The 17,673-nt window shown below is 45.2% G+C and carries 14 protein-coding genes; 7 read left to right on the top strand and 7 right to left on the bottom strand.

Going from position 1 to position 17,673, the window contains the following annotated elements:
* Window positions 1–124 precede the first annotated feature (124 nt).
* Window positions 125–1,948, top strand: a complete 1,824-nt coding sequence (locus WA381_RS03610) for a NosD domain-containing protein (RefSeq protein ID WP_156087269.1) — start codon at window positions 125–127, stop codon at window positions 1,946–1,948.
* A 39-nt stretch (window positions 1,949–1,987) separates the two neighbouring features.
* Here WA381_RS03610 and WA381_RS03605 read toward each other — a convergent pair whose 3' ends face one another.
* Together WA381_RS03605 and WA381_RS03600 are read right to left on the bottom strand one after the other, a co-directional pair.
* Window positions 1,988–2,818, bottom strand: coding sequence for a glycoside hydrolase family 11 protein (locus WA381_RS03605; protein WP_156087270.1), 831 nt, complete (start codon window positions 2,816–2,818; stop codon window positions 1,988–1,990).
* A gap of 113 nt (window positions 2,819–2,931) precedes the next feature.
* The gene (locus WA381_RS03600) at window positions 2,932–4,488 is read right to left on the bottom strand and encodes an alpha-N-arabinofuranosidase (RefSeq protein ID WP_156087271.1); all 1,557 of its coding nucleotides are present in this window, start codon (window positions 4,486–4,488) and stop codon (window positions 2,932–2,934) included.
* Between the two features lie 590 nt (window positions 4,489–5,078).
* Here WA381_RS03600 and WA381_RS03595 point away from each other — a divergent pair.
* Complete coding sequence (locus WA381_RS03595; protein ID WP_156087272.1) at window positions 5,079–6,857, top strand: C1 family peptidase; 1,779 nt, start codon at window positions 5,079–5,081, stop codon at window positions 6,855–6,857.
* Between the two features lie 121 nt (window positions 6,858–6,978).
* Here WA381_RS03595 and WA381_RS03590 read toward each other — a convergent pair whose 3' ends face one another.
* From WA381_RS03590 to bioH, 3 genes are all read right to left on the bottom strand, one after another.
* Complete coding sequence (locus tag WA381_RS03590) at window positions 6,979–7,905, bottom strand: putative metalloprotease CJM1_0395 family protein (RefSeq protein ID WP_156087273.1); 927 nt, start codon at window positions 7,903–7,905, stop codon at window positions 6,979–6,981.
* 14 nt (window positions 7,906–7,919) lie between these two features.
* Entirely contained in the window at window positions 7,920–8,237 is a 318-nt protein-coding gene (locus tag WA381_RS03585) for a hypothetical protein (RefSeq protein WP_061096208.1), read from the bottom strand.
* Window positions 8,238–8,414: 177 nt separating this feature from the next.
* Window positions 8,415–9,224, bottom strand: coding sequence for a pimeloyl-ACP methyl ester esterase BioH (gene bioH / locus WA381_RS03580; RefSeq protein WP_156087274.1), 810 nt, complete (start codon window positions 9,222–9,224; stop codon window positions 8,415–8,417).
* Between the two features lie 98 nt (window positions 9,225–9,322).
* Here bioH and WA381_RS03575 point away from each other — a divergent pair, with 98 nt between their 5' ends.
* The gene (locus WA381_RS03575) at window positions 9,323–10,036 is read left to right on the top strand and encodes a ComF family protein (RefSeq protein ID WP_014951367.1); all 714 of its coding nucleotides are present in this window, start codon (window positions 9,323–9,325) and stop codon (window positions 10,034–10,036) included.
* Between the two features lie 56 nt (window positions 10,037–10,092).
* Here WA381_RS03575 and WA381_RS03570 read toward each other — a convergent pair whose 3' ends face one another.
* Window positions 10,093–12,750, bottom strand: coding sequence for a M14 family zinc carboxypeptidase (locus tag WA381_RS03570; RefSeq protein ID WP_156087275.1), 2,658 nt, complete (start codon window positions 12,748–12,750; stop codon window positions 10,093–10,095).
* A 160-nt stretch (window positions 12,751–12,910) separates the two neighbouring features.
* Here WA381_RS03570 and nfuA point away from each other — a divergent pair, with 160 nt between their 5' ends.
* From nfuA to WA381_RS03550, 4 genes are all read left to right on the top strand, one after another.
* Window positions 12,911–13,489: a Fe-S biogenesis protein NfuA gene (nfuA, locus tag WA381_RS03565; RefSeq protein WP_014951369.1), complete on the top strand. Its 579-nt coding sequence runs from the start codon at window positions 12,911–12,913 to the stop codon at window positions 13,487–13,489.
* 473 nt (window positions 13,490–13,962) lie between these two features.
* Complete coding sequence (locus WA381_RS03560; RefSeq protein ID WP_061486839.1) at window positions 13,963–14,667, top strand: aspartate/glutamate racemase family protein; 705 nt, start codon at window positions 13,963–13,965, stop codon at window positions 14,665–14,667.
* Between the two features lie 87 nt (window positions 14,668–14,754).
* Window positions 14,755–15,138 (top strand): VOC family protein, encoded by a 384-nt coding sequence (locus tag WA381_RS03555; protein ID WP_014951372.1) that lies wholly within the window; start codon window positions 14,755–14,757, stop codon window positions 15,136–15,138.
* Between the two features lie 351 nt (window positions 15,139–15,489).
* Window positions 15,490–16,206 carry a class I SAM-dependent DNA methyltransferase gene (locus WA381_RS03550; RefSeq protein ID WP_156087276.1) on the top strand — a complete coding sequence of 239 codons (717 nt, stop codon included), beginning with the start codon at window positions 15,490–15,492 and terminating at the stop codon, window positions 16,204–16,206.
* A gap of 96 nt (window positions 16,207–16,302) precedes the next feature.
* On the opposite strand, the gene WA381_RS03545 is transcribed toward WA381_RS03550, so the two are convergent.
* Window positions 16,303–17,649 carry an MATE family efflux transporter gene (locus WA381_RS03545; protein WP_156087277.1) on the bottom strand — a complete coding sequence of 449 codons (1,347 nt, stop codon included), beginning with the start codon at window positions 17,647–17,649 and terminating at the stop codon, window positions 16,303–16,305.
* Between the last annotated feature and the right edge of the window lie 24 nt (window positions 17,650–17,673).

Genomic DNA, 17,673 nt, shown 5'->3' with positions numbered 1-17,673 from the left:
CATATTACTGAATTTGTTAACCTCATTTCGATTATTTGTTAATAGGATGAATATAGATTCATCACCGCTCACTAACCTCTATACTGACTTTCTTTAACTTGTGAATATTAAAGGAACAGTAATCATGAACATTTGGCTCCGTTTCGGACTCATCGTGATGACTTTTGGACTCAGTTCAGTCACACCTGTAAAGGCGCAATTTTATGGTGGACCTTATGGGCCAATCTCAAAAAGCTATGCGCAGCCAAACGCTAAGACAATATATTATGTATCTCCAGAGGGACAACCTCGGGCAGATGGACTCACACTTGATAATCCCACTTCGCTTAGCTCTGCTATAAGTAAAGTAACATCGGGAGATGCAATAGTTTTAAGAGGTGGTACTTATCGCACTGGCAATTTAATACTTAATCAAGGGATAACTTTACAACCCTATAAAGACGAAAAACCCATTTTGAAAGGAACTCAAGTAGCCTCGACCTGGGAACAAAAACAAGACAATGTGTGGGTTACAAATTGGAAAACCTTGTTTCCTTCTAAACCTATGTTTTGGTGGCGTCAGGAGCGCCACATTGATAAAACGCCGCTACATCGATTTAATAATGACATGGTTTTTATTGATGGTGAGTTTTTACAGTCGGCTGGCAGTATCGAAGAGTTAACGCCTAATACATTTTTTGTTGATTATGAGAAGCAGCAGGTTTACATCGGTACTGATCCAAATAATAAATTAATCGAAATCACCGCTTACGACACAGCGCTGTTGCGTACATCGAACGACGTCCACAATAAACGAAGTGACAAGATTGGCCCTAAAATCTATGGGGTTACGTTTACTCAATACGCTTGGCGGGCTATCGGTATAGAAGGTAAACGAACCTTTTTACCAGAAGACGAGCCAGTAGATGAACCTGTTGGCGTTGCCGATCCTTTAACCTATGGTAAAGAGGTCATAAACACGCTACTTGAAAATGTCACCATCACATATTGCTCGCGTGTCGCAGGCTATTTTCGCGGTGACGGTTTAATAATAAGACACTCCCTGATTTCTGATACCAGTACTGAAGGTATCTATATTATTGGTTCTTCAGACGTTTTACTCGAAAAAAACATCATTCAGCGTAACGATATTGAGAACATCACTGGTTATTATGTTTCCGCAGTGAAAATCATTAATCAAACGTACAGAGTAACAGTACGGGATAACTTGATTATTAATCATCCAACATCAAAGGGTGTATGGTACGACGTGGGAAACCGTGAAGGCCTGTTTATCAATAACTATGTCGAAAACACGCAGGCTGGGTTATTTTTTGAGATATCGGATGGCATTACTGCTGTGGGTAACGCATTTGTAAATAACGACTTAGGTGTGTGGGTGCTCAACTCAGCGAACGCCAATATTGCGCATAATACGTTTGTTAACAGTACGCTGCGATTTACAAGAACTGCTCGAAGTGCCACAGATGACCACTTTGGTTGGCACCCCGAGACAGGGCCTGATGTATTTGAGCGAGATGGTCATACAGTAAAAAGTAATTTGTTGACGGCAGATGAGCAACATCACGGTCCTTTACTAAGTGTGGATCAAGAGGACGCTTTATGCGCCCAATACAAGAAAGCTCAACTTGCTGAACTGGACGGAAACGCTTATGTAAAACCTGAAAATCAACAGCCGCTGATAACATTATCTACAAGTAGTTCAGAGCCCTGCAATCGTGAAATAAATACACTCGATAAATTGCAAGACAGCACAGCTCAATATGAAACCAATGGTCAACTGATTAACGGACATCCCAGAACAGTCTTTGTCTCCCCTGACTTAAAGCGGTTTGAACTACAGCGCCATATTTCCAAAAAAGTGAATATAGTCTTGCCAGAGAAGGTAACGAACGCTTTTGAAAATATTGGTGCGTTACCGTCGGCATCGGATAATCAAAGTCGATAATTAACACAAGATTACAACTGCGCCGGTTAGGCAACTGAGTTAAAATTGAGCACTAGCATCCCACACTTTACCAGTCGCCTTACCGTCCTTTGCAGGATTAAATACTTCTACTGCCATAACTTGATATGTAGGGTCGTCGCTTGCGTCAAAATTATTCATATCAGGAAGAATCCAGCCTGCGTCAGCCCAAGCTGCCACGTGATCGGCAAAGATAATTTTATGATCTTCGCCTAGAGGCATGGGTTTAGACGGTTTACTCCAATACTGATAAAACGTGGCCGTATTATTTATAGAGGGCTTTCGCTCTCGTATAGTTCGATAAGTTGTGTATTCAACGCCGTTACTCACAAAGGTCTTACCGAAAATGCCGTTTTGGCTAGGATCATAGGTCCAGCGCTGAAGAACATAATATTCAACTAAGTGAGCAGGATTGTCTTTAGACATGTTGCTGTCGTATCCCCATCCATAGAGTGCAATATAACTAGCGCCACTCTCCTGTTCAAAGCGATAGCCAATTTCGCGGCTCACATCTCCGTAATGCCACCCGGGGCCCCCAACATAATTATATCCGCCGCCCTCCCAACTCACTTCAAATTCTCCGCTTTGACTTAGTTTGAGAGAGGCTTCGCCACCGTCTTTCCAGTGGGTAAAAAAGAGATCCCCAACATGTCCTGTTGCGTGGTTTTTAGACATGTGTATGTCATCGTCGAATTGCTTAGTATAGGCTTTATATTTAGTAATAGCTTGCGGCTTGAAAGCTTCAGAGTCATTATCAAGACTTATTCCGTCACCTTGATGAGGTGAGCAGCCAATAAGAAGAGTAATACTCGCTACAGTCATCGCAATTTGTCTAATAAGTAATATCTGCATAATTCTTTCTATTCTTATAAAAAACATTAATGTTAAATGAAAGCGCAAACTGAACGCTTAAATTATATTACGCCCCACTGCTTTTGCGGGTCTGTTCACACCATACTTTTTGATTAAAGCTGGCCTAAATTAAGCACCATCAGCGACTTTGCTGGGACGACTATGACGGCCTTACCATCTTTAACGCCAGTAGAGTACTCATAAGGTTGAATATTGTTCGGGTCATCAAAGGTATTGTGCTCGTCCATTTTATCGCTGGTTAATACTTCCCCTTTGACCTTTTTTATCTGATTAAGCTCTACTTCAATTGCATTATTCAACTGCGTATTCACTATAGAAATATAGGTGTTACCGTCCTGTGCCTTGGCTGCTGAAGCACTGATACTTGGAATGCTTATCTCTGCGTGTTTATTTAATAGTGGCTTACTTAGGCTAACTGGAAGGTAGGTCGCGTTTTGAAACGGTATGTGCATCTTAAATACGTGATATGTGGGCGTTAAAAGCATTCTTTCGTTATCAGTGAGTATCATGGCTTGCAATACGTTAACCATCTGAGCAATTACCGTCATTTGTACGCGTTCGGCGTGACGATTGAAAACGTGAATATTCAGTGCAGCTATAATCGCATCTCTCAACGTATTTTGCTGATACAAAAAACCAGGGTTAGTCCCCTCATCAACGTCGTACCAGGATCCCCATTCGTCGACATAAAAACCGATTTTGTTTTCAGGATCCATTTCTTTAAGAACGGCGAGGTTCTTCTCAATAAATGCTTCAATTTGCAAAGTGCGTTGTATCGCTGAATACCATTGATCTTCGGGGAAACCTGTGGCGCTTCCTTTATTACTCCAATCTCCGGTCGGAAGTGTGTAGTAATGATGGCTTATCGCGTCCATTTTTAAACTCCATGAAGAGTTAATTTTCTCGGTGAGTACTTTTGTCCACTCTGTTTGATCGTCAGTACCACCGCTGGCAATAAACTTAGGTTGGTTTCCTTCTGGGGCTTTGAGGAATGCAGAATATTGCTTGTAAAGATCAGCGTAATATTCTGGTGTCATGTTACCACCACATCCCCAGCTTTCATTGCCAATGGCGAAGTAGTCCACTTTAAACGGCTTATCTCGGCCGTTTCTTTTACGTTCGCGAACAACCGTCGTATCTGCATCAGAGGTCATATAGTGCAGCCACTCTACCATTTCCCGGGGATTGCCTGTTCCCAGATTGCCGTTGACGTAAGTTTGTGCGCCTAATAACTCTGCAAATTGGAAAAATTCATGGGTGCCAAACGCATTATCTTCAATAACCCCTCCCCAATTACTATTGATTGTTCTTGGGCGTTTATCTCGCGGACCTATACCATCTCGCCAATGATACTCATCTGCAAAGCAGCCCCCTGGCCAGCGCAATAAAGGTACCTTTAAATCGCGTAATGCTTGTAGTACATCTAATCGGAAGCCATCTTCATTAGGTATGCCTGAGTCTTCACCTACCCAAATGCCTTCATAAATGCCTCTGCCTAAATGCTCCATAAACTGGCCATAAATATTTTTATTCAATATCGGACCAGAGCTTTCGACATCAATATTTAACTTTACGTCAGCGGCAATGGCCACCGTCGGTGTCGCTAGTATAGAAAAACAATAAAATAGCAATGGCGTTATTTTAAACATTTAAGTCTCGCCTCAATACCAAAAACAACATTGATAATACAAGTAACTTTTCTAAAAATTTATAACGACATTTACGATCCAATTTATGTTGTTTCGTAATGGCGACATCGTATTGAAAGCTTTGTCTCTTCCCCTTCTTCGTTGATGTTGCGCTAGCAGCGTTGAAAAACGGCAAGTGTTGGCTTAGCAAGCCAATAGTTAACTAAATAAGGCAGCTCTTTTATCTCACTTCCCTTTGCCTTGCCGCTTTTGCTACATTAGTTTGTGTTACATTAGATGGGACGCATGGAAATTCATGCGCCCTGATACTCTTGAATAAAGAGTGTCAAACTACAAAATACCGAAACAATGAAAAGGTGTGGGTCACACCGAAACCGAAGTTCGTATGTTGTTAGCGTTTAGCGAGGCCGTTGACATGCTGTAAATGCCTTCACGTTTGACGAAGGTAATGTCGCTCATTTGACCACAGCCTTTTTCAAGGCAGCACTTTCGGACAACCGTAATGAGCTAAGGGCTTTCGACCTTTGGTGTACGAACGTTTCACCTGTCTGTACAGCAAGGTTCATTTGCCCTAATCAAAGGATGATTTTATGAACTCGCCTGTCTCAAAAAATATGCTGAATGTCAGCGCCGATTACCCCGACCTTAGGGATCGTTATTACCAACCAAATCTCACGCCACTTAAGCCTTTTATCGACCCGCCGGGCAATTTGGTTATCTTAGATCAAGGGAAAGATGGTGCCTGTACGGGCTTCGCATTGGCGGCAACCATCAATTTCATTTATCGTCAGCAGGGCCGAAAACATACTGTTAGCCCGTGGATGCTTTATGCTATGGCCAAACGTCACGATGAATGGTTAGGCGAAGCCTATGAGGGCTCAAGCTGCCGCGGTGCAATTAAGGGGTGGTACAACAGTGGCGTATGTAACGAGTCACTAACTGAAGATATTAAGCACAGCAACGAATTTGAAATGACCCTAGCTATTGCTAACAATGCAAGCAATCACAGGCTAGGTGCGTACTACCGTATTGAACGAGAAATTAGCGATTTTCATGCGGCGCTTAACGAAGTGGGCGTAATCTTTGTTTCTGCCAGAATTCATGAAGGCTGGAAAGATAGCGAAGGTGATGTAATAAGCCTAAGGCCTGAACCCATGGGTGGCCATGCGTTTGCCATTGTTGGCTATAACGATGAAGGCTTCTGGATCCAAAACTCCTGGGGGACGGATTGGAAAAAGTCAGGGCTGGCACTTTGGCGTTACGATGACTGGGCGTTAAACGTTATGGATGCGTGGGTTGTTCAACTCGCACTTCCTATTTCAGGTACAGGCACTTACCACCAAGCTACGCGCTCTATTGCACAGGGTTTGTTTTCTCGCTCCACTCCACGGGTGAGTATTCAAGATCACTTCGTTCATTTCGACGACGGACACTTTGATACCAGAAGTAAATATTGGAGCAATAAAAACCACGTCGATGCCATTATTGAAAAACTTTCTGACAGTAACCATCGCCATGTAATGCTATATGCACACGGCGGCTTAAATAGCATAAAAGCTTCGGCTAAACGCATTGCTGCCATGAAAGACACCTTTCTTAAAAACGATATTTACCCCATTCACTTCATGTACGACACGGGTATGCTAGAAGAACTCAAAGATATTCTGGGCTTTAAGAATAAAGAGATTAGCAACAAAGTTGGAGCCTTCACTGACTACACCGACCGCATACTAGAATGGTCAACACGTAAAGTAGGCGGCGCCCTGTGGCGAGAAATGAAATCAGACGCTTGCACGCCTTTTACCCGTACCACATCAGATGGTACGTATTTCCTAACGCAATTGGCCGCCTACTTGAAAGACAATTCAGATATTAAGCTGCATGTCGTCGGTCATTCGGCAGGCTCTATTTTTCATGCTCACAGCCTATCTAGGCTGTGTAAAGTTGATGAAAACATAACGATTAAGAGTCTGCATTTACTGGCTCCAGCCATTAGCTACCCCTTGTTCAACGAAAAGCTCTCTGCGCTTATAGAAGGGAAACACATTGAATCGACCACGGTTTACAACTTATCTGAAGCGTTGGAAAAAGATGACCACGTAGCGCGCATTTACCAGAAGTCGTTGCTCTATTTAGTATCAAATGCGTTTGAATCCAAACCAGAGATGCCCTTGTTAGGTATGGCTGTGTTTAATCAGCCGCTGCCTAACGTGACGTTTAAGTACAGTGAGGGGAAAGAAGGTGAACCCACCGCTGCCACATCCCACGGCGGCTTCGATAGCGACGTAGATACCATGAACTCGGTACTTTCAGACATCACTGGCGACTCACCTAAATATCCGTTTACAAAGGCAATACTGGATTATTAAGTCCTGCTGGTTTTAAGGCAATGCAAGGGAAGTGAAAGTGCTTTTTTCGCGATTTAGCCCTTAGCTATGACGGGCTAAATCGTTCGTGCAATGTTAAGCAGCTAGCGTTAATTACACGTTATCATGCTTGAAGCGATAAACCTTCTCTAGAGGGGGTGTAAGCTTGCAAATAAGCATTTTGAATTCGGCCAATCCGTGTTTGCATCGCATTAGACTCATTTGCCTGAAAGCCTTGTGTGTCTGCTGATGAAGATTGATTATCTAACACCATATTCGCAGTGGAATCGGTTGTGGTGCCTATATTTGTATCGGGCTGCACAGCTGCCCCAGTGTCTGCGACAATGCCATTGCTTTGTGCTGAGGTAGAACCTGCTGAAGCCGTTTCTGTTTGGCCTTTGGCAATCTCGCTACGGGCCTCTGTGGCTTTTTGAGAAGCCTCTGCAGCCACTTTTAAATCTTGTGATGAAGGTTCAGCTGGTGCGAGGGCGGCTGCGCGCACTTGCTCCATTTTTTTCAGCGTTTCTTCAGGCGTTTTTTCTTCTGAAACATCAATCGACACTTCGCCATCGGTCACATAGCGTTTATTGTCAGGGCCTGTAGTGTATTCATATTGCGGAGCACCGGCGTACTGACCGCCTGTTGAAGCATGCGCTTGCTCGTGAACCCTCACTTCCTGATCCCGGGCTTTTAACTGCTCAATTTCAGCAGCGTCTTGTTTCTCTTGCTGTTCTTGTTGCCTGTCTTGCGCGCCCTGCTTGCCTGCACTCTCATCTTGCGCATTATCTTTCTGTTGCCCAAATACGTTTTGAAAGGCAGCTTGAAGTTCTGTTTGTACCTGAGGGCGTTCGTAAGTAACCGGCGCTGGCGGCTGGCCGGGGCTCTTCGCTTTATCGGCTTCTGACCCCAAGCCTTTTTGAGAAGCCCCTTGCTGGGAATCTGACGCTTGGGGAATAGTTTCACGCTGCACGTTATCTCTACGTGCAGACTCTGTATTTATGTTCGCCGTGGGATAAGCAATGGCGTTAAGGATTGGTGTAACGATATTCACCGTAACTGCTCCGCCTACGCAAGCACGTCTATGATGGTACCAAGCATCTCATCGGCAACACCTAGTACTTTGGCAGAGGCTTGAGCATTACGTTCGTTTACATTGAGCGCGATTAAGTCGTCAGTGAGACGCGTGGAGGTAGACGTTGAACTCGATGACGTGTTTGTCGTGTCGGTATTGGTCGCAATAGGTTGAGCGGGTGCTACCGCATCCTCAGCAGTTCGCTGAGCAATATTTGATGCTGCCTGCGAAATTCCATCGCTGGCATTTTGTAAACCATATTGAGCCGCTGCAAATGCAGAGCCTGCACTTAAACCATCAATACTTGTCATACACTACCCCTAACCTCTCATGTGCAATTATTAACCAATTTCACACAAATGGAAAGACATGTATCACACCCTGTCATTAACTTATTGTAAGCAGGCGATTTTTATTAAGCTGTCAAAGGTAAGAAAAGCTTCAAACTATCGGCAAGCCGCGGTTTGAAGCTTCATGTCATCGCTTTATTAAGACGCCTTTTGCTGGTAAACGCCAGCGGCAAAGCGAAATAAAATGTCAGCAGTTTGCTGAGGATGTGAAATAAACGGCGCATGCGACGCATGAGGCAGAACAACGGTATCGGCCTGCGGATGTAGCTCACATATACGATCTATTCCGCTGGTCGGCACTAGACTATCTAACCTGCCATACAATCGTAACGTGGGTATAGTTATTCGCCCCACGTCTTGACGCATGTCTTCAGTAGACAATATGCGTAAACCTTTCTTAAGCGCTTCCTCGGCGGGATCTGGGAATTGGGTTACCTGTTCTCTGATCGCCTTAATATCCTGCTTTGCCGTTTCGCTGCCCATCGCTTGAATTGCCAAAAAACGTTCCAGTGTTTTCTGATAGTTCTTTTCAAGCTGAGTCTCGAACATTGAAAGTAAATCGGCAGCAATACCCGGCCAACAAGGCCCTGCTATAAATCGAGGTGTTGAAGCAATCGTTACCAGTCCGGTAAGTTTTTCTGGTGCTAACAGCGCTAACTTTTGCGCAACTAGTCCACCTAATGACCACCCAACCAACACACACTGGTCTGGCAGTTGGTTCACAATGGATTGAGCCAATGTTTCCACGTTATACGGTGACGGGACGAACTCTGCATTTTCCCCAAACCCAGGAAGATCTATGGTGGTGACGCGAAAATTATCGCTTAAATAAGGAATAAAGGATGTGAACGCTCCGCTGTTCATACCCCAACCATGAAGAAATACCACATCTACGCCTGTACCCTGAGTACGGGTGACAAGCTCGCCGTTTGTATGCAAACTTTCCATTTACACCTCCTTAGGCAGTCACGTGTTTTTGAGGCAACACGAAATAATGAAAACAGGTCGACGTTCGACAATTCAAGGAAGTTGATGGAATCAACACTATGAACCTTTCATGCTTGCTATGTTATCAGGCAAGTCCTACGCCAGTATGTCACTGGTGTGAAGATGACATATTTTTTTTCGATGCCACGTTGCACGGAAGTAACTTACTTCAATATGGCCCTGTGGCAGGCCACGTCAAGCATAGCCACTATGACGCGTTACGCGTTTTGGGACTTCATACGTGGCCAATGTCATCGCTGGTTCACCAGTTAAAGTTTACGCATTCCCTTACGGCAGGAAAAGTATTAAGTAACTGGTTTGTCCATAAAATGCGACAGTGCACTTTATCAGTGCCCAATGTGCTGCTTCCGGTGCCAATTAGTGCATGGCGACTTGCTACACGGCACTACAATCAGGCTACGCTTCTGTGTGAAAGCATAAGCAGTGAGCTGAATGTTCCAGTTAACCAGTCGTGGGCCAAACGACGGGGCTTTAGCGTGCAGCATCACTTATCCAAAATGGCGAGAGCCGAAAACGCAAGCCGTGTATTTAGTCTATCGACGCAGTGTATCGATGATGAGATAGCAATAGCGCAAGGCATTAAAGATGGCAGCAACTTCAGCGTTGCAATCGTCGATGACGTACTCACCACCGGCGTGACCGTGAATACATTGAGTAAAAGGCTCAAAAAACGCTACCCAAATTTACACATTCAGGTGTGGGTCGCGGCATTTACGCCACCGCCTAAAAGCAGTCTGTATCAGAAAGCCTAGTGAGCAGAAGCGGTGATACTGAAAAGCGCGGCATTCGCCGCGCCTTTCAAGCTGATTTAGCGAATAAAGTGAGACTGGTAGATTGCATTGGCCAGCATCTTGTTCGTGCCATACCAGTACCCTCTAAACTGCGTATTGTCGGTAAAGCCAATGACAACGCCGCGCCCCATTTTTTGAGTCGTCACAGCAGTTGATTCAGCCATTAGCGCAACCATTCTTTTGTCACTAAACCCAGCCAAGAGAGGCTCATCAGTGTAGCGTGCAGGTGTTATAAAGGGTGAGCTACTGGCCTCCACTATCATATTATTGGTTTTAAACATGGGCAGTGTGTCGTTATCATAGCCGTAGAACAATGGATGAGTATTGTCGATATTGGCTTCAAACACAGCGCCAGCCACCAACTTTCTGGCGTATAACGATGCGCCATCTTTATAGCTGAGTTCGCTTTCATCGAACGCGTTATCAATACTCTCTCGACTAACAATTTCTACGTCTAACCATTTATGTTGAGCGAAATAACGCAACGCGGATTTCTGCCCCACGATCACGCCACCGGCTTTCACCCACTGCTCAATTTGAGTTCTTTCACTTTCACTAAAGCGATATCCACCGCTAGGGAATAGAAGGTGCGTATAAGTAACGCTCGGATCATTAAACGCGCTTGTCAGATGTTGTTGCTCAACGATACTGGCAGCCAGCCCCACTTTTGTGTCGAAATAGTGCCATATTTCACCTGCTTCGTATTCGCTGGTACCTTCACCGCCAACAATTAATACTTGAGGTAAGGTTACAGGCGCCATGCTTCGGCTACCCAAATCGTGCCCTGTGGGTGTTAACCCACTGCGCAAACTAAATACAGGCACCTGAAGTTGCTGTTGCGCATCGCGCAAAATGGCCGCCAAGTTTTCTGGCTGACCCAGACCTTTCGGTACAACTATGCTGCCAGGCTGAAGCTCAATGCTGTTGCCATCGTATTTAATAGCGGAAAACGCTTCTTCACTACTACGCACCTTAACGCCAGCTTCCAATAACGTTTGCAGCATGGCTGGCGCATAGTACTGCTGCCATGAAAACGCATACGCGTATGCGTCTGGGTGAATATCGTTAAGTGTTGGTTGTGCAAGTGCGGTGTTGTCGCTAAGTTTTAGGCTTCGCGCATCGCCCCTATCTAGAGGCGCGTAATCCAAATTGAAAGCCAAAGCCAAATTCCACGTTGATACATCGTAAAACGTGTTGTTCTCAAACGAGGTTTGGGTAGAGAAAATTGACTTTACTAAACGGTATTGAGGCTGGTTTGAAGGAATATAAATCGCGCGCCCTGCACCATAGCGAACTTTGCTTACCTCAACATCTTTCGTTAACACCTCGTAATTAATATGATGCTGTTCAAGCAATGCAACAAATGCGTTAAAGCGAGCTGTGTCATTCGATGCACTAACAACAAAACCTACCTGCTCATCCTTTTCAGCCAGTGACTGTGTGCTCTTAACAAAACCCGATTGATAATCGAGAATAGCAGCCTTATTTGCCAATGCGCCTCTAAAAGTGCTTAAAGACGTAGTAATTTGATTTGCTATGGTGTCTTTGAAGGCAAGCTTGCCATTAATAGAGTCCTGAATGTGGCCCCGTGAGCTTGCTTGCTCAAAAAGAATACCCACACTGCCGTGTAAATCTGGGTAGGTCGAGCCTTTGCCTGCGTAGAAATCGTCAAACGCTTCTTGGGTAAAATAGAGCTCCCCTTGCTCATCAAACGCGGCAGCATGATACTGGGCAAGCGCTTCAGTTAGCGTTACGTTCTCATCAGGCGTCAGTGGATTTTTACGCGAGCGCACACCAGGCTGGAAAAAATAGGTGCTGTCTGTCCCCATCTCATGAAAATCGGTGAGGATATGTGGGCGCCATTTATGAAACTGTTTAATTCGCGCCTGCGACTCTGGGTGCGCCAGCAATAGCCAGTCGCGGTTTAAATCAAACCAGTAATGATTTGTTCTACCTGACGGCCACCCCTCATCGTGTTCACGATGTCGACTGTCAGAAACCAGCTGCTTGCCCTTGTGCATATTTGCCCACTGAGCAAATCGAGAAAGCCCGTCGGGGTTGAAAGACGGATCAAACAGCACAATATTGTTATTCAACAAGGCATCAATTTCTTTACCTTCAGCCGCGGCCAAATAATAAGCCAACGCAAGTGAAGCATTGGTTCCGGAAGGCTCGTTACCGTGAATACTGTAGCCCATGTAGAAAATAAGGGGAGCATCGCTACCTACTTTCTTGCCGCTTTCCATTGCATCAATGTGTTGCTGCCTCATCGCCTCAATATTGTTTCTATTTGAGGGCGCTGTGATTGTCAGTAGCAGAAGTGGGCGGTTTTCGTGAGTACGGCCGGTTTCTTCAATGGTGATACGGTCAGACTTCTCGGCAAGTAGTTTCATATAATTGACGACTTGGTCGTGACGCACATGCCACTCGCCAATGTCGGCGCCTAGTATCGATTCAGGCGTGGGAATAGCTGGGTTGTAGGATACCGTGTCAGGTAAGTATGCTGTCACCGGCTGCCCGCCTACATCAGGTGCAATAGTAACAGTTGAAGCAGAGGCGGGTTGTGCTAATGATTTCTGACTGGCTGTTGCCCCAAAGGCGATGGTACCAAGGGCTAATAATGAAACGAGTGAGAATGGATTCTTTTTGGCGGTGTAATGCAATTTCGCGAACATAGCGCTTCCCGTCTTGTTGTTATGGTTGAGAATAGTGTCGATGTGCACGCCTCTCAACAAATTCGATTCACTGGAATAATTTATTTAATTAATACCTGACTGTTTTACTCAGGTAAATTTGATACAATAATCCAAATTTCAAAATATGTAGGACTTGCTGATGATAACTATATCAGAAGAAGCCCAGGCTCACTTCGTAAAACTGTTGAGTAAACAAGAGTCTGGCACGAATATTCGTGTATTCGTCGTAAATCCAGGCACTTCGTCGGCTGAGTGTGGCGTGTCCTATTGCCCACCAGACGCGGTTGAAGAAACAGATACCCGTTTGCCATTTAATGGTTTCGATGCGGTCGTAGATGAAGAAAGCGCGCCTTATTTAGAGGAAGCGGAAATTGACTACGTTACCGATCAAATGGGCTCACAGTTAACCTTAAAAGCACCTAATGCAAAAGCGCGTAAAGTGTCTGACGACGCACCATTAATTGAGCGAATTAACTATATGATTGAGTCGGAAATCAATCCTCAGTTAGCGAGCCATGGTGGCAATGTTGTATTGACAGAACTGACTGACGATGGCTATGCCATACTTCAGTTCGGCGGCGGCTGCAATGGTTGCTCAATGGTAGACGTAACGCTTAAAGAAGGTATTGAGAAGCAAATGGTTGAGCAATTCGCTGGCGAGCTTAAGGGCGTGCGCGATGCGACTGAGCACCAAGCGGGTGAGCACTCTTACTACTAAGCGTAATATTGCACTTGCTTAAGTGTATATCTCGATAACTATCTCATGCTAAAGCAAGACATTCACAAAAGCTGGCAACGATTCAAAATAGGTCTATCTATTTTCGTTGTCGGCGTCTTGCTGTTGTTTACCTTAAGTGAACTTCATATCACGCTGCATTACCTGAGCCTTCTTATATTATTTGTCGGTTTCGCTATCGCCATGTTGGGTTACTGGGGAATTTTTATTCAGCGTTTTTCGTTTATAAAAAACAAAAAGCCACCGCCTAAATTCTGATTTCTTCCGGCTCTACGCCATACCTTCTTGCCCTATTCTTTATGTAAGCCAGTCTGATTGAACTCAGTTTTACCCATACGCCATACTCTACATTGCGCAGCTGTCTCCCGTTCATTTATGTTCGCCTAGCGCTCGTCTCGGGTTATAGGTAGATTAGAGGTTGCGCAAAGTGCCTAACAATATGAAAAGGAGCTGTGGTGAATACAACAAAGAAGCTGGGCCTGCTTGGCGGAATGAGTTGGGAATCAACGGTCAGTTACTATCAAGCCATAAACCGTGGTGTAAACGCTCGACTTGGCGGCCTTCACAGCGCACCGCTGATAATAAGCAGCGTTGACTTTGCCCACATAGAGCAGCTTCAGCATAAAGGAGAATGGGATAAAACCGCCGATATACTGATCCGCGAGGCGAAGCACTTAGAAACTGCGGGTGCAAAAGCCATATTAATTTGTACCAATACCATGCACAAAGTAGCAACAGACATAGAGCAGAAGATCACCATTCCACTTATTCACATTGCCGACGCTACGGGGTGCGTGTTGCAACAAGATAGGGTTAAGAAAGTTGGGCTACTGGGCACCCGCTTCACCATGGAACAAACCTTTTATACATCACGCCTTAAAGAGATTTTTGGCATTGATGTTGTTACTCCAAATGCCCAACAACGAGACACGGTTCATAACATTATTTATGAACAATTATGCAAGGGCGTGATTTGTGTTGAATCCCGTAACGCGTATATTGACATTATAAATGAACTGGCGGCCGAGGGTGCTGAAGGCATCATTTTAGGCTGCACAGAAATTGCCTTATTAGTTCAACAACATCACACCAAAGTTAAGTTATACGATACTACCGCTATCCATGCTTCAGCTGCGGTAGATTTTGCATTGGCTCCCTAAAGCGTTAGCAAAGGGTAAGTAGCGAAACACACATAACCTAACTTTGATAAAAGGGAATTGGCCCTACTATTTTCAGAGGACACAGCTATGTTTAGCCACGTAATGATTGGTGCGAACGACCTTGAAGCATCAAAAAAATTCTACGATGCTATTTTAGGAGTATTAGGATACGAACCAGGCGTTTTTGATGAATACGGACGGGTTTTTTACTATACGCCGAAAGGTATTTTAGCGCTAACAAAGCCGATTAACGGAGAGGCTGCCACACACGGTAATGGCACCACACTCGGCCTTGCCGCTCGAACACCAGACATCGTTGATGAATGGCATAAAGTAGGAAGCGAAAATGGGGGCGTGCCATGCGAGGACCCACCGGGTATTCGAGGCAATGGGGAACGCCAACTGTATCTTGCTTATCTGCGAGACCCAGCGGGCAACAAACTCTGTGCCACACACATCGTAAGAAAATAGCTGTAGTGCTGCCTGCTTAAATGATCACGCTCTTTTTGCAGGCTATTTGCTTTAAGCTGTCTATTTGGCCCAAAGCCCTTTGAGTAATAGCCCTTTGAGTAATAGCCCTTTGAGTAATAGCCCTTTGAGTAATAGCCCTTTGAGTAATAGCGCTTTGGGTAATGCCTAGTTAAGTCTACATATAAGCCCTAACCAAACGAAACTGCATAGGTGTTGCTGTCCGGCCGCTCAATATCCTAAACGGGTTTCGCCTTTTCTCTTCTTTGCACTTTGCACTTTGCACTTTGCACTATACATTGTTGCTAGATGAATTAACCTTGAACCAGAAAAAGCTCAGCTAACAGAGGGAATATGACACCTGAAGAAACTGGCAAGGCCTACGACACCATTACACACCTTTGGACTCGTCCTGAATTTAATCAGAAAAATGGGTTAACCGCCTACCAAAAAGCATTGTCATTTTTAGCGGACACCCCATCACAAGAGCCTGATACGGTGCCTAGCGAAGCGCTTGATAAGAGTGAAGCGCCTAATAAGGGAGAAGCGAGCAATAACGACAAACCAAAGAAACGAGGTTACGCACTAGACATAGGTTGCGGATGCACCAATCGTTTTGTGCCGATTATCGAAAGCGCAGGGCTAGCTTACGAAGGCATCGATGTTTCTAAAGATATGCTGGTCATTGCGACGTCCCAATTACCCGCTCATACCTTCTATTGCGCCGACGTGTGTACATTCACTATCCCCAAGCACTATTCGTTTATTAGCGCTTGGGATAGCTTTTGGCATATTCCCCTAACGCAGCAAGAGCCTTTGCTTAAGAAGCTAGTGGATCACTTAGACGATAACGGAGTGTTGCTTTTTAGCTGTGGGGGTACAGATGAAAGCGGCCAACACACAAACGAAGTAATGGGCCCAGAAGTCTACTACGCCTCGCTGGGGCTACATAGATACATAGAAATATTGATAGAAGCAGGCGGGTTTGTTCGTCACGTTGAATTCGATCAGCACCCTGAACTACACACTATTATCATTGTGCAAAAAAGAACTGCGCAAAAAACACAGTAGCAAAAAAATAGTACTGAATGATGCCTAGAAAAACTGAGAGAGGCAGCGTGCTCAGCACGCCTTCCCTAAGTAAGGTCAGCGAAGCGTTATAAAACACTAGCTTTGCGGTGTCGCTAGCTCACCGCGTTTATCTAATCGATAAAAGCTCCAGGCCAATGTCATACCGCGAGCGAGTAAAAAGGCAAGGAGAGCATACCAAAGGCTGACGTTACCCTGATCTTGCGTTAGATACCAAACGGGAAAATACACCCCTAACGCACTTATTATCATGGTATTTCTCATTGCGCTGGCTCGGGTAAGACCAACAAATACGCCATCGTACAAAAAACACCAATGCGCTAATAGAGGAAGTAATACCATTAAACCAAGATAAGGTAGCGCAGCTTTTACAATGTCACTATGTTCGGTAAGCAGCGCGATAATGGCCTCACCGCCAGCGAAAAATATCAAGCTATAAATAAGGGCAAAAATACTCGACCAGACTAACCCTTGGTAGGTGCGTCGTTTCACTTCGCTGCTGTCTGACGCCCCCTTGGCTTCACCCACCAGCGCTTCCACCCCATAGGCTATGCCATCAAGTCCCAATGCAATAAGAACAAAGAACTGCATGAGTATGGCATTGACGGCCGCCGACGTTTCGCCGTAACGGGCACCTTGAATGGTGAGAAACGCTAAGCAGCCCTGTAATGCTAAGTTACGTAATAGCATGTCACCGTTAAGCTTCATCAGTACCTTACGAGCTGCACGGTTAAACCACGATGCACTCACCGCGACACCGCCTACGCGCTTAAACGCCACCGCTAGCGCCATTATAGCCATGGTATACTCAGCGATAACACTGGCCAGCGCCACGCCAGCTACAGACAAACCAAGCCCGAACACAAACACTACATCGAGTCCCGCATTCAATAAATTTCCCACAATTTGAATAGCCATGACGCTGCGCGTTTTTTGCTGCCCTACTAACCATCCAACTAATGCCAGATTAAGCATGGCAGCTGGTGCGCCCCATACCCGCGTCGAAAAATAGTTTTGAAGATGCAGGGCAACTTCACTGTTTGGCTGAGTTAAAGCTAAGCCTATAGACAAGATAGGAGATTGAAGAGCAAGTACCACAGCCCCTAACACTAGAGCAACCGCCACCGTTTGCCACAGCACTTTTGCTGACTCTAATGTATTGTTCGGTGAGCCTTTAGCTTGTGCACTCAAGCCTGTTGATGACATGCGAAGAAACCCGCACACCCAGTATATTTGCGTTAAGATAAGTGCGCCCACCGAAGCCCCTGCAAGCATGGCTGGTAAAGACATGTGTCCCAAAACCGCGGTATCCACCAAACCTAATAGAGGCGTAGTAATATTCGCTAAGATCATGGGAAGCGCTAACGCCAACAGACGGGAATGGTCGTCAAAAAAGGAGCGCTGAGTTAGTTGGGCAGGGGACATAAATGATCTCAGTAGGGGTTAATT

The organism is Alteromonas sp. CH_MED4-4 (genome assembly GCF_037029575.1).
GTDB classification, from domain to species: domain Bacteria; phylum Pseudomonadota; class Gammaproteobacteria; order Enterobacterales; family Alteromonadaceae; genus Alteromonas; species Alteromonas macleodii.
The sequence above is the reverse complement of the archived record's forward strand: the minus strand, read 5'-3'. Positions and strand labels throughout refer to the sequence as shown.